The organism is Marinococcus luteus (assembly GCF_900106595.1).
Lineage (GTDB): Bacteria > Bacillota > Bacilli > Bacillales > Marinococcaceae > Marinococcus > Marinococcus luteus.
The window spans coordinates 912,355-925,222 of sequence record NZ_FNNC01000001.1 but is presented as its reverse complement, the minus strand read 5'-3'; the positions used below and the strand labels follow the sequence as shown (position 1 = coordinate 925,222).

The following is a 12,868-nucleotide window of genomic DNA, read 5'->3' as shown; positions in this document are numbered from 1 at the left end:
ATGTTAAGTACTATTTCAATACAATCATAACGATGCGCAGGGAAAGAAAGTAGTAGCAATCTTCTTCAGTCTTAGCGAGTGCAGGATAGTGAAAGCTGCACGCTGACCGGTTGTGAAGGCGTTCTGGAGCGTAGAATGGATAAAGCGGCTTTTCGGCTGTTATGCCGAAAAAGCAAGTAGGGTGGAACCGCGGTAATAACCGTCCCTATACCTGAGTGACAGGTATAGGGACTTTTTTAATGAAAATAAACGCAAAACAGAAGGGGTGTTTAACATGGCAATGAATATCCAGGAAATGATTTTAACATTGCAGAACTACTGGGCTGACCAGAATTGTATTATTATGCAGGCCTATGATGTGGAAAAAGGAGCGGGGACGATGAATCCGATGACGTTTCTGCGCAGTATCGGACCGGAGCCGTGGAACGCAGCATACGTAGAGCCGTCGAGACGACCGGGCGACGGACGCTACGGGGAGAACCCTAACCGTTTGTATCAGCATCATCAGTTTCAGGTAGTCATGAAGCCTTCGCCGGACAACATCCAGGAGCTGTATTTAAAAAGCCTGGAAGCGATTGGTATTGACCCGCTTGCTCACGACATCCGCTTTGTGGAGGACAACTGGGAAGCTCCGACGCTGAGTGCCTGGGGCCTTGGATGGGAAGTCTGGATCGACGGCATGGAAATTACCCAGTTTACGTATTTTCAGCATGTTGGCGGCATGGATGCCCACCCGGTGACAGCTGAAATTACATACGGCATTGAACGGCTGGCGTCGTATATTCAGGATAAGGAAAACGTATTTGACCTGGAATGGGTGCAGGGCGTTTCGTACGGCGATATGTTTTTACAGGCGGAGTACGAGCATTCGAAGTATTCGTTTGAAATTGCGGATAAAGAGCTGCTGTTGAATCAGTTTGCCGCAAGCGAAAAGGAAGCGGAACGGGCCATTGAAGAAAAACTGGTGCTGCCTGCCTATGATCATGTATTAAAATGCTCGCATTTGTTTAACCTGCTGGATGCCCGTGGGGCGATTTCAGTGACGGAAAGAACCGGATATATTGCACGCGTGCGCAATCTGGCAAGAAAGTGCGGGAAAGCGTACTATGAAGAACGGGAAAAATTAGGATTTCCGCTACGGAAGCAGGAGGCGATGAACGATGAAAACTAATCACTTTTTACTCGAAATCGGTGTGGAAGAAATGCCCGCCCGCTTTGTGGAGGGTGCGGTAAAGCAGCTGAAGGAAAAAACGGAAACCTGGCTGCAGGAGCAGCGGCTCACTTATAGCGCCGTTCGCATGTTTTCTACTCCAAGACGGCTCGCGCTCCGCATTGAAGACCTGCCCGATTATCAGGAGGATATGGTCGAAGAGGCCCGTGGGCCGGCAAAAAAGATCGCTCTCACAGAAGACGGGGAATGGAGCAAGGCTGCTTTAGGTTTTGCCAGAGGCCAGCAGGTCGATACAGGGGATCTGTACTTTAAAGAGGTGAAAGGCACCGAGTACGTTTTTGTGGAAAAAGAACACAAGGGCCGGCCGACCTCAGAACTGCTGCAGGAAATGGAGACAATTATTACGTCGCTCGCATTTCCGAAAAATATGCGATGGGGAAGTCATGAGCTTCGTTTTGTGCGCCCGATTCAATGGCTCGTGGCATTGTACGGAGAGACAGTGATCCCATTTACGATTACAGACCGCACAGCTGGCAATATTTCTTACGGACACCGGTTTCTGGGAAATGCCATTACTGTTCATAAGCCGGAAACGTACGAGCAGCAGCTGAAAGAGGAGTATGTGATTGCGGATGCGTCTGAAAGAACAGAATTGATTCGAAGCCAGATCGAAGAAATTGAAGCGGAAAACAGCTGGCACATTCCGATCGATCAGGAGCTGCTTGCTGAGGTAAATCAGCTTGTGGAATATCCGACCGCGCTGCATGGTTCATTTGATGAAGCGTATTTGGACATTCCGCGGGAGGTGCTCGTTACATCCATGAAAGAACACCAGCGGTATTTTCCGGTGGAAAATGATGAAGGCAGTCTACTTTCGTATTTTATTACAGTACGAAACGGTAATGCGGAGCACCTTGACCAGGTCCGAAAAGGAAATGAGAAGGTGCTTCGTGCGCGTCTGGCGGATGCCCAGTTTTTCTATGACGAAGACCAGAAAATGTCCCCGGACGAAGCGGTGGAAAAATTAAACCATGTCATTTATCAGGAAAACCTCGGTACAGTCGGTGAAAAGGTAATGAGAGTGGAGGCTGTAAGCACCCGGCTGGCAGAATACCTGCAGCTGGACAGCACGAAGGTGCAAAATGTTAAGCGTGCCGCTCATATTTCCAAGTTCGACCTCGTAACGTTAATGGTGGACGAATTCACCGAGCTCCAGGGGGTTATGGGAAGAGAATATGCCCGGATGGCAGGAGAAAATACCGCAGTTGCCGAAGCTATTGCTGAACATTATAAACCAAAGTCCGCCGGGGACGCTCTCCCGGAAAATGTTGAAGGCGCGGTTATCAGCGTTGTGGATAAAATGGACACTATTGTTTCGAGTTTTGGTGTAGGGATGGTTCCTACCGGGTCCCAGGACCCTCACGGGCTGAGAAGACAGGCAGCAGGTATTGTCCAGACAATTACGGGGCACCGCTTTCCGCTGACGATTCAGCAGGTGATCGTTCTGGTGATGGATGAAATCAAAGAGCGTTCTCTTCTTCAGCGCGAAGAAGCGGATGTCCTGAAGGATCTCGAAGAATTCTTTACCCAGCGCGTCCGCCAAAAGCTGCTTGATGAGGGTGTCCGTCATGATATCGCGGATGCTGTGCTGCTTCATCTTGGTGAAAGAATTGACGTAGTGACAGAAAAAGCTGGATTTATTCAGGCGCGTGCTGAGGAAACAGACTTCAAAGAAACGGTGGAAGCACTCAGCCGGGTGACCAATATCGCAAAAAACACAGACAGCGGTTCGGATATTCAAACAGAGCTGTTCCAGGCGGAAGAGGAAAGAGAGCTTTACGAAAAAAGTAAAACCTTGAATCAACAGCTCGATGAAACGCTGGGGCAGGCGGATGTTGCCGGTGCGTATCAAGCGCTGCAGGCAGTTACGCCGGCCATTAATGCCTACTTTGATCACGTCATGGTTATGGCTGAAGACGAACAGATAAAGCAGAACAGACTGCAGCAGATGGCACTGTTATCCAAGGAAATTGAACGGTTCGCCCGCTTTCGGAGTATTGTTTTTTCATCGTAAAACAATGCCTCCGTGCGAAGCGCCGATGAAGGTAGGGAGTCACTATCGAATTAACAGAGCGTCAGGAAACCATCCTGCAGATTGTTAAAGACAACGGGCCGATCACCGGGGAGCACATCGCAGACAGGCTTTCACTGACGAGAGCTACACTGCGCCCGGATCTGGCCATTCTCACAATGTCAGGATTTTTAGAAGCAAGACCAAGAGTAGGGTATTATTATACTGGGAAAACGGATACCGAAGAGCTGAATAATCAGCTGCAGAAATTAACCGTCAAACATTATCAGTCGATCGCAGTGGTAGTCTCGGAATCAGACAGTGTGTACGATGCCATCTGCACCATGTTCCTTGAAGATGTCGGTACTCTCTTTGTGGTGGATAAACAAGGTTATCTGGCCGGCGTCCTTTCAAGAAAAGATCTGCTGCGGGCGAGTCTCGGCCGCCAGGATACGGAAGCGATCCCTGTAAGTATTATTATGACGAGGATGCCCAACATCACGATCTGCAAAAAAGAAGATCTGGTCGTTTATGCAGCAACCAAGCTGATTGAACGCCAGATTGACGCGCTGCCGGTAGTGAAAGACGCCGGTGGTGAGAAGTATGAAGTGGTCGGCAGGATCACGAAAACGAATATAACGAAAGTATTGGTGGATCTGGCCAATAACCAATTATTTTAACCCGAGGAGGCAGACATGACCACAAAACAAGATCGTCCAGTAGTATACGTAGTGTCCGATTCGGTAGGAGAAACAGCTGAACTGGTAGTAAAAGCCGCTGCGAGTCAGTTTGGGGAAGACGGGATGGAAGTGCGCCGTATTCCGTACGTTGAAGACGAGGGCACGGTGGAAGAAGTCATTCAACTGGCCAAAGAGGCCAAAGCGATGATTGCGTTCACGCTGGTGATCCCTGAAATCAATCAGTATCTCCGGGAGCGTGCAGAAAAGGCCGGCGTAGACTCTGTGGACATCATGGGGCCGGTGCTCGATAAAATGGTGACGCTCACGAACCAACAGCCAAGATATGAGCCTGGCCTTGTATATCGCCTCGATGAAGATTATTTCCGTAAGGTGGAGGCGATTGAATTTGCGGTCAAATACGATGACGGCCGGGATCCACGGGGCATTGTGCGCGCGGACATTGTGCTGATCGGCGTATCGCGAACATCGAAAACGCCTCTTTCCCAGTATCTGGCCCATAAGCGCCTGAAGGTGGCAAACGTTCCGCTGGTGCCCGAGGTGGACCCACCGGAGGAATTATTTAATATCCCGAGTGAGAAATGCATTGGGCTGCGGATCAGCGCCGATAAATTAAACCGTATCCGTTCAGAACGCCTGAAAGCGCTTGGACTGAGACCGGAAGCAAACTATGCGAGTATGGAACGAATTCAGGAAGAGCTCGACTATTCGGAAGAACTGATGAATAAAATCGGCTGTACAGTAATTGATGTATCCAACAAAGCTGTGGAAGAAACAGCCAATATTATCTCCAATATGTTTCAGCAGCGCTAGGAGAGAATCAGTATGACGAAAAAGGGAGCCACAGTGTATGTGGACGCTGACGCATGTCCGCATAAAGAAACGATCGACACGTGGGGGGCAGGCAAAAGCATGCAGATCGTTTTTGTAGCGAGCAGCGCCCACGCATCAAATAAAGTGTATGAAGCAGAAACCGTGATGGTGGAAAATGAACCCGAAGCGGCGGATATGTATATTTGGAATCATGTTTCTGCCGGGGATCTGGTCATCGCCGATGATCATGGCCTGGCAGCAATTGCTCTTGAAAAAGGAGCGGCGGTTCTCTCCTTCCGGGGGAAACGATGGAAAAAAGGCGATGAAGAATGGCTGCTTGCCGGCCGGTATGCCGGCGTTCTGGCCAAACAGGGAAAGCATAGAGTTAAAGGGCCTAAAGCAATATCACTTGAAGAACGCAAGCTTTTTTTTGAGGGCCTGGAGATTTTTGAAGCAGGCGGCAGTGAGTCCAAATGGTAATAGACTCGTCAGGGAGGAAACAAAGTGGCAGCGTTTATTCCAGAAGAAAAAGTTGCTGAGATTCGGGAAAAGACAGATATTGTCGAAGTCATCAATGATTATGTACAGCTGAAAAAACAGGGCAGACATTATCTCGGTCTGTGTCCTTTTCATGGGGAAAACACCCCGTCATTTTCTGTTTCGCCGGAGCGGCAGCTGTATCACTGTTTTGGCTGCGGTGCAGGTGGCAACGCCATAACTTTTTTGATGGAGCACGACGGCCTGACATTTGTTGAAGCCATTCAATCCCTTGCAGCCAAAACGGGTACTGAACTGCCCGAGCTTGAAGATCAATACCCGGGCGAACGGGAACAGCATCAGTCCAAAAAAGAAGCGCATCAAATGGCGGCCAAATTTTACCATCATCTGCTGATGAACACGGAGCAGGGAAAAGAGGCGTATGATTATTTAACGGCCCGGGGCATTAGCGAAGAGATTATTGAAGAATTCCAGCTCGGCTATGCACCGGAGCGAAACAATATGCTTGTGCAGCTGCTTGAAAAAAGGGATTACGACCTTGAAGAAATGGAAGAGGCAGGGCTGATTTTCCGCCAGGAATCGAGCTGGCAGTGGAATGACCGTTTTCGCGGCCGGGTTATGTTTCCTATTCATAACCAGCGTGGTCAGGTTATTGCCTTTGGCGGCCGCGCGCTTGGGGAAGGTGTGCCGAAATACTTAAACAGTCCGGAAACGCCCATCTTTTTAAAGCATGAAACGCTCTACTCGTTTTCCAAAGCCCGCCAGGCGATCCGCAAACAGGATGAAGCTGTCCTGTTTGAAGGCTATATGGATGTTATTGCTGCCTGGAAAGCGGGAGTGAAAAACGGGGTTGCGGGTCTTGGTACGGCTTTTTCCAAACGACAGGCCGAGCAGATCCGAAAAGCAACAGACAAAGCGGTAATTGCTTATGACGGCGACAACGCCGGGCGGTCAGCGGCGTGGAAAACTGGGGATATTCTTGAAAAGCAGGACATCGATGTAAGGGTGGCGCTGTTTCCGGCAGAGATGGACCCGGACGACTATATTCAGGCTTACGGGGCAGAAGCATTCAAGGTTCAGCTTTCGGAGCGTGCGGTGCCTTTTATGTCCTTTAAAGTTCAGGAGCTGCGTAAAAATAAAAACCTTCAAAATGAAGGAGACCGCCTTGCCTATATCGAAGAAGTACTCCGGGAAACATCTGTGATCAGCAGCGCTGTGGAACGTGAATTCTACATGAAGCAGTTGGCAGAAGAATTTGATTTGTCGATGGACGCTCTACGCGAAGAAGAACGCAAAGTGCAAAAAAAGGAACAGCAGGAAAAAGCAGCAAAAGCTCCTTCTTCTGCGGAAACAGGCAAACGGTGGCGGAGCGGAGCGCTTCCGAAAAAGCAGGTATCGATGCGCTCAGCCTACGAAAATGCTGAACGGACGCTCCTCGCCTTTATGCTCCAGAACCGGGAGGTAGCTGAGGATGTTAAAGAGCGGATTGGGGGAGAATTTAACATTGATGCCCATACAGCGCTCGCAGCATATTTATATGCTTATTATGACGACGGCCATGAGCCTGACGTAAGCCGGTTTATGGAATACGTTGAGGAGCAGGAGCTTGTAAACCTGGTATCTGAGCTGATGCACCTTGACATTCCAGCAGAAATATCAGATAATGAAATGTCTGACTATATTGAACAGATTAAAATTCGACCAAAACGGGAAGAATTACTGCAAAGGCAGAAACAGCTTAAAGACGCTGAAAGAAATGGTGATTCAGAAACAAATCAGCGACAGTTGCTGACAAGAATCATGGAATTGATGACGCAGCTGAAGAAAAACTAGCCTGAAGCAATTTGCTTGCGCTTTTCCTTTGTGGTTGATAAGATATGATCACGATAGAAGGAAAGCGTGCCAGTTTGATGTGCACGCTCTTTCTATGTGCCTGCCGTCCTTTCAACCAGCTAAGAAAATACCAGGAAAAGAAATCGTCGGCACAGACAATTGCGGGCATGTAAAGAGACAGGGTAGGATTCAAGGTGTGAAGCTTGGAAGGAGGGAGATCGAATGGCGGAAAAACCAAGCCGTCCGCTGGCGGAAGGTGAAATGTCGGTCGATCAGGTAAAAGAACAATTGCTCGAAACGGGCAAAAAACGTGGAACGTTAACGTATGCAGAAATAACAGAAAAACTCTCCAGTTACGACCAGGATTCTGAGCAAATGGATGAGTTTTTTGAATACCTTGGTGAACAAGGCGTTGATATTATCAACGAGGGAGAAGAAGTTCCAAGCATGGAACAGGTGGAAAAAGAAGACACCCTCGACTTGAATGATTTAAGCGTCCCTCCAGGCATTAAAATTAACGATCCAGTCCGGATGTATTTAAAAGAAATCGGCCGTGTGCCGCTTCTTTCTGCGGAAGAAGAAATTAATCTTGCCACTAAAATTGAAGAAGGCGATGAAGAAGCAAAACGCCGTCTCGCAGAGGCCAACCTTCGTCTGGTTGTTTCGATCGCAAAACGTTACGTCGGCCGCGGCATGCTCTTCCTCGATTTAATTCAGGAAGGCAACATGGGTCTGATCAAAGCGGTGGAAAAGTTTGACCACAGCAAAGGGTTTAAATTCAGTACGTATGCTACGTGGTGGATCCGTCAGGCAATCACCCGTGCTATTGCCGACCAGGCGAGAACGATCCGTATTCCAGTGCATATGGTGGAAACGATCAACAAGTTGATCCGCGTGCAGCGTCAGCTGCTGCAGGACCTTGGCCGTGAGCCGCTTCCGGAAGAAGTTGCCAAAGAAATGGATCTGACTCCGGATAAAGTAAGGGAGATTCTTAAAATCGCCCAGGAGCCGGTATCGCTGGAAACTCCTATCGGTGAAGAAGATGACTCCCATCTTGGTGACTTTATTGAAGACCAGGAAGCGATGGCACCGTCGGATGCAGCTGCCTATGAACTGCTGAAAGAGCAGCTCGAAGATGTGCTTGATACGCTTACGGACCGTGAAGAAAACGTTCTCCGTCTCCGGTTTGGCCTTGATGACGGACGTACCCGCACCCTCGAAGAAGTGGGTAAAGTGTTTGGCGTGACAAGAGAACGAATCCGTCAGATTGAAGCCAAAGCGCTGAGAAAGCTTCGTCACCCGAGCCGCAGCAAACGATTAAAAGATTTCATGGACTAATGAATTCATCATAGATACAAGGGGACGCATGCTTCTAATAAGCAGGTGTCCCCTTTTTTATTTTACATAGAAGAGAGAGGAAAACATGAAAAAAGCTGTATTGCCGGACAGACTGTCTGTCATCGTAGAACAAATTGAGCAGGGAGCGGTGGTCGCAGATATTGGCACGGACCACGGGCTGATCCCGGTTGAAGCAGTCGTGCGCCGGGAGGCGGAACATGCAGTAGCGGCAGATGTGAATGCAGGCCCGCTTCAGGCTGCATCGGACTACATTACGGCCTGTGGATTAACAGGTAAAATTGAAACCCGTCTCGGGAGTGGACTCACTGTACTGACAGAAAATGATCGTATTGATACAGTAGTCATCGCTGGAATGGGCGGCACGCTGATCACAGATATTTTAGAGCAGGGGAAGACACAGCTCCGCTCCGTGCAGAAGCTGATCCTGCAGCCTAACGTATCCGCGGTCCGTATCCGCCAGTGGCTGCTCGACAACGGCTGGAGGCTTACAAATGAGCGAATCCTGAAGGAGGACCGCCATGTGTATGAAATACTGACGGCAGTACCGGGAGAAGCGGAAGCGCCGTACCGGGGCCGTCAGGAGCCGCTTGAAAAACAACTGTTGTTCGGCCCGTATCTGCTTGAGGAGCGCAACAATGCTTTTAAGGACAAATGGATGAGGGAAAAAGATAACTGGCAGCAGATTTTACAACAGCTGGCAAACGCTGTTCCGACAGAACGGACAACGGCAAAGAAACAAAAATTAAACCAATATATTGCATGGGCTGAGGAGGTTATTATATGAATACTGTACGTGACGTTATCCGGGTGTTTGAAGAATGGGCGCCACCGTCGCTTGCCGTGGAAGGCGACCGGGTGGGGCTGATGATTGGGGACTGGAACCAGCCGGTGACAAAGGTGCTCACTACCCTTGATGTATCCGAGGAAGTAGTGGATGAAGCCGTCAAAACAGGGGCGGAGTTAATCATTGCCCACCACCCGCTGCTGTTTCGTTCAATAACGTCGCTTGATGTGGCAAATGGACAGGGACCGGTAATTGAAAAGTGCATTAAGCATGATTTAACTGTCTATGCCGCTCATACGAACCTCGACATTGCTCCAGGGGGAGTGAATGACATGATGGCAGAAGCGCTCGGTTTAACGAACACGGAGGTGCTGGCTGCGACAGGCGAAGACCAGCTATATAAGCTGGTGGCCTTTGTACCGGAATCCCACGCTGAAGAAGTAAGACAGGCAGTGGGAGACGCGGGCGCCGGCTATATCGGCGGGTACAGTCACTGCACGTTTTCTGCTTCGGGAACGGGAACGTTTATCCCCGGGGATGGCACGGATCCTTTCTTAGGCGAGCAGGGAAAAATGGAGTTCGCGGACGAAAAGCGGATGGAAACGATCGTGCCGGCCTCTCTCCAACAGACTGTAGAAGCTGCTTTGACCGCCGCTCATCCGTATGAAGAACCGGCGTATGATGTGTATCCACTCGCTATCCCCGGTGAGCCTTACGGGCTTGGCAGAGTGGGGGAGCTGCCAGAGGAAATGACGCTTGAAGCGTTTGTGGAGCAGGTGAAAAAAAGCTATGATGTGCCGTTTGTCCGCGTGGTGGACGGAAAAACCGACCGGGTTAAACGCGTGGCTCTGCTTGGGGGCGATGGCAACAAATACTGGAAGCAGGCGCTTTCGAAGCAGGCGGATGTGTACATTACCGGCGATATTTATTTCCATACAGCCCAGGACGCGGCGATGGATGGCCTTACGATGATTGATCCCGGCCATCATGTGGAAAAAATTATGAAAAAAGGCGTGCAGAAGGAAATGCAGCACCGCAGCCAGGGCCGGCTGCAGGTGGAATGGCTGGCTTCTGCTTTGTCTACCGAACCATTTCGGCTGGCATAATAGAAAAAATCCCTCCGCGATCAAGCGGAGGGACTTTTTTATGATTTTGCTTTGATTTTTGGAAGAATTTTTGATTTATCGATATGAGACTCGGTGTCCCATGTGGATGAATCGTTTGGATCGTACTGGTCGATAAACAGGATGACTTCCTTTGTAATTAACGTTGGTGTGGAAGCGCCTGCTGTAACACCTACAGAGTTGACATTTTCAAGCCAGCTTAAATCCAGCTCGGTTAAGTTGCTGATCCGGTATGCTGTGGTGCCTGCGACCTGTTCAGACACCTGGGCAAGCCTGTTGGAGTTGTTGCTTTTCGGGTCGCCGACAACGAGAACGAGATCTACATCCTTTGCCTGTTCAGCTACCGCTTCCTGGCGGACCTGGGTGGCATTGCAGATTTCATTGTGAACTTCTGCGTGCGGATAAATTTCTCTAGCCCGATCCATAATGTCGGAAACATCCCATTGGCTCATGGTCGTCTGGTTAGTCATAATAATCCGTTCCGACTGAATATTTAAGCTTTCAAGATCATCGAGTGTTTCCACTAAATGCACAATGTCCGGAGCGACACCTACAGCACCTTCCGGTTCCGGATGTCCCTTTTTGCCGACATAGATAAACTCATAGCCCTGATCCCGTTTTTCCCGTATTAAGTCGTGAGTGACCGTAACATCGGGGCATGTGGCATCAATAGTCGTGAGTCCCTTTTCTTCGGCAAGCTCGCGTACTTCCGGAGAAACGCCGTGAGCTGTATATACGACTGTCCCCTTATCCACCTGCCGGAGTATTTCAAGCCGGTTGGGGCCGTCGAGGGAAATAACTCCTTCTTCTTCAAATGCGTCAGTCACGTGTTTATTGTGTACGATCATGCCTAAAATATAGATTGGGCGCGGAAGCTCCTGGTTACCGGCGGCTTTTTTCGCCATTACCATTGCATCGACAACGCCGTAGCAGTATCCGCGTGGTGAAATTTTCGTTACTTCCATAAAGGCCTCCTGTTTCATAGTTTGAACCGTGAGGTCTTGCGTGTACGCGCTGACTTTACGTATGCAGTCATGTAAAACGATTCTGGATTCATTATACTACCTAAGCGCCTAGTTGAAAAGAAAGGACGGCTGGCTGAAATGCATTCCTTTAATATTTTGTGAACAGAAGCAGAGGAGAAGCTATGGTTTCTATTTTAACTATGATAAAATATGGAGATGCAAAAAATGCGTAAATGAAAAGAGAGTTAGGTGAACAGCGTGGAAAATCGCTTTAAACAATACAATATTCCGGCGTATGCCCTCAGGCTGCTGGATAAAAAACGAATTCAAAAACCAACGGATATTCAGGAACGGCTGATTCCTTCTGCGATTAACGGAAAGGATGTTATCGGCCAGTCACAGACCGGGTCCGGGAAGACGCTTGCGTACCTGCTGCCGATCCTGAGCAGAATCGACACCTCCAAAGCGGAAGTGCAGGCAGTCATTACAGCGCCGACACGTGAGCTCGCCGGCCAGATTTTCGGCGTCCTGAAGGAAATAACGGATGAAGACGAAACGTCTTCGGTACGTGCCAAGCAGGTATCCGGGGGGACGGACCGGTCCAGAGTGATGGAGCAGCTCCGTAACCCGCCGCATATTATTGTAGCCACGCCGGGCCGTCTGAAGGACATGGTGGGAGAAAATGTTATCAATGTACACACGGTCAGCATGCTTGTCATTGATGAAGCGGACCAGATGCTTGATATGGGCTTTCTGGAAGAAATTGATCCGGTGGCCGGCAAAATGGCTGACAACCTGCAGATGATGGTATTTTCTGCCACGGTACCGGAGAGCCTGCAGCCGTTTCTGCGCAAATACATGAACAATCCCAAGCATGTGCACGTGAAGCCGGAGCATGCGACGCCAAAAGAAATGACGCATTACGGCATCGCTCTCAGGCACCGCAGCCGTCTTGACGTAACGATGGAGCTTGTGGACCGGCTGCAGCCGTTTCTGGCCATCATATTTGCAAGCACGAAGGACGAAGCGGATGAACTGGCCGGAGAGATGTTTAAAAAACAATATCCGGTAGAAGTGCTGCACGGCGGTCTGCCTTCACGGCAGCGCAAACAGGTTATGAAACGGATTCAAAATCTCGAAGTCCAGTACCTGGTAGCTACCGATCTTGCTGCCCGCGGCATGGATATTCCGGGCATTTCGCACATTATTAACTACAGCCTGCCAAAAGAGCTGGAATACTTTATTCACCGGACGGGCCGTGCCGGGAGAGCTGGACTGACAGGGGAGTCATATACTCTGATGGGAGAAGAAGACCGCAAAGCCGTTCTTTCTCTTCAGAAGCAGGGCATCCGCTTCACGTTCATGGACTTTCGTAAAGGAGCATGGACCGAGCTGTCCAAACCGCTGTTTGCTTCTGCACAGACGAAGCGAAAGCCTGCACCTGCACCTGACTCCATGCCGGTGAAAAAACCGAAAAAAGTGAAGCCGGGCTATAAGAAAAAAGCGATGGCAGACCAGACGGCGTCCCGCCGACGCAAACGAAAATAATAAC

Annotated in this window: 11 protein-coding genes; 10 read left to right on the top strand and 1 reads right to left on the bottom strand. The window is 49.7% G+C overall.

Annotated elements, in window-relative coordinates:
- The first annotated feature begins 280 nt into the window (after positions 1-280).
- The 9 genes from glyQ to BLV22_RS04595 all read left to right on the top strand — a co-directional run bounded on the left by glyQ (position 281) and on the right by BLV22_RS04595 (position 10,333).
- Positions 281-1,171 (top strand): glycine--tRNA ligase subunit alpha, encoded by an 891-nt coding sequence (glyQ, locus tag BLV22_RS04635; protein ID WP_091612299.1) that lies wholly within the window; start codon positions 281-283, stop codon positions 1,169-1,171.
- Positions 1,161-3,245 (top strand): glycine--tRNA ligase subunit beta, encoded by a 2,085-nt coding sequence (gene glyS, locus BLV22_RS04630; RefSeq protein ID WP_091611878.1) that lies wholly within the window; start codon positions 1,161-1,163, stop codon positions 3,243-3,245. Before glyQ ends, glyS begins: the two co-directional genes overlap by 11 nt.
- Positions 3,246-3,289: 44 nt before the next feature.
- The gene (ccpN, locus tag BLV22_RS04625) at positions 3,290-3,922 is read left to right on the top strand and encodes a transcriptional regulator CcpN (RefSeq protein WP_091611875.1); all 633 of its coding nucleotides are present in this window, start codon (positions 3,290-3,292) and stop codon (positions 3,920-3,922) included.
- A gap of 15 nt (positions 3,923-3,937) precedes the next feature.
- Positions 3,938-4,753 (top strand): pyruvate, water dikinase regulatory protein, encoded by an 816-nt coding sequence (locus BLV22_RS04620; protein ID WP_091611872.1) that lies wholly within the window; start codon positions 3,938-3,940, stop codon positions 4,751-4,753.
- A 12-nt stretch (positions 4,754-4,765) separates the two neighbouring features.
- A complete protein-coding gene (locus BLV22_RS04615; RefSeq protein ID WP_091611870.1) occupies positions 4,766-5,233 on the top strand; it encodes a DUF188 domain-containing protein in 468 nt (155 codons plus the stop codon).
- A 24-nt stretch (positions 5,234-5,257) separates the two neighbouring features.
- On the top strand, positions 5,258-7,084 hold the full coding sequence (gene dnaG, locus BLV22_RS04610) for a DNA primase (RefSeq protein WP_091611867.1): 1,827 nt from the start codon (positions 5,258-5,260) through the stop codon (positions 7,082-7,084).
- Between the two features lie 222 nt (positions 7,085-7,306).
- Complete coding sequence (gene rpoD / locus BLV22_RS04605; protein WP_022794962.1) at positions 7,307-8,422, top strand: RNA polymerase sigma factor RpoD; 1,116 nt, start codon at positions 7,307-7,309, stop codon at positions 8,420-8,422.
- Positions 8,423-8,507: 85 nt separating this feature from the next.
- Positions 8,508-9,227 carry a tRNA (adenine(22)-N(1))-methyltransferase gene (locus BLV22_RS04600; protein WP_091611866.1) on the top strand — a complete coding sequence of 240 codons (720 nt, stop codon included), beginning with the start codon at positions 8,508-8,510 and terminating at the stop codon, positions 9,225-9,227.
- Positions 9,224-10,333, top strand: a complete 1,110-nt coding sequence (locus BLV22_RS04595; protein ID WP_091611863.1) for a Nif3-like dinuclear metal center hexameric protein — start codon at positions 9,224-9,226, stop codon at positions 10,331-10,333. Before BLV22_RS04600 ends, BLV22_RS04595 begins: the two co-directional genes overlap by 4 nt.
- A gap of 38 nt (positions 10,334-10,371) precedes the next feature.
- On the opposite strand, the gene BLV22_RS04590 is transcribed toward BLV22_RS04595, so the two are convergent.
- A complete protein-coding gene (locus BLV22_RS04590) occupies positions 10,372-11,316 on the bottom strand; it encodes a 4-hydroxy-3-methylbut-2-enyl diphosphate reductase (protein ID WP_091611860.1) in 945 nt (314 codons plus the stop codon).
- Positions 11,317-11,574: 258 nt separating this feature from the next.
- Here BLV22_RS04590 and BLV22_RS04585 point away from each other — a divergent pair, with 258 nt between their 5' ends.
- Positions 11,575-12,864 (top strand): DEAD/DEAH box helicase, encoded by a 1,290-nt coding sequence (locus BLV22_RS04585; RefSeq protein ID WP_091612297.1) that lies wholly within the window; start codon positions 11,575-11,577, stop codon positions 12,862-12,864.
- Positions 12,865-12,868: the final 4 nt, after the last annotated feature.

Coding starts and splice junctions, on each gene's coding strand:
- BLV22_RS04590 (WP_091611860.1), bottom strand. CDS start 11,316: ATGGAAGTAACGAAAATTTCACCACGCGGATACTGCTACGGCGTTGTC.
- glyQ (WP_091612299.1), top strand. CDS start 281: ATGAATATCCAGGAAATGATTTTAACATTGCAGAACTACTGGGCTGAC.
- rpoD (WP_022794962.1), top strand. CDS start 7,307: ATGGCGGAAAAACCAAGCCGTCCGCTGGCGGAAGGTGAAATGTCGGTC.
- glyS (WP_091611878.1), top strand. CDS start 1,161: ATGAAAACTAATCACTTTTTACTCGAAATCGGTGTGGAAGAAATGCCC.
- BLV22_RS04620 (WP_091611872.1), top strand. CDS start 3,938: ATGACCACAAAACAAGATCGTCCAGTAGTATACGTAGTGTCCGATTCG.
- BLV22_RS04600 (WP_091611866.1), top strand. CDS start 8,508: ATGAAAAAAGCTGTATTGCCGGACAGACTGTCTGTCATCGTAGAACAA.
- BLV22_RS04595 (WP_091611863.1), top strand. CDS start 9,224: ATGAATACTGTACGTGACGTTATCCGGGTGTTTGAAGAATGGGCGCCA.
- BLV22_RS04615 (WP_091611870.1), top strand. CDS start 4,766: ATGACGAAAAAGGGAGCCACAGTGTATGTGGACGCTGACGCATGTCCG.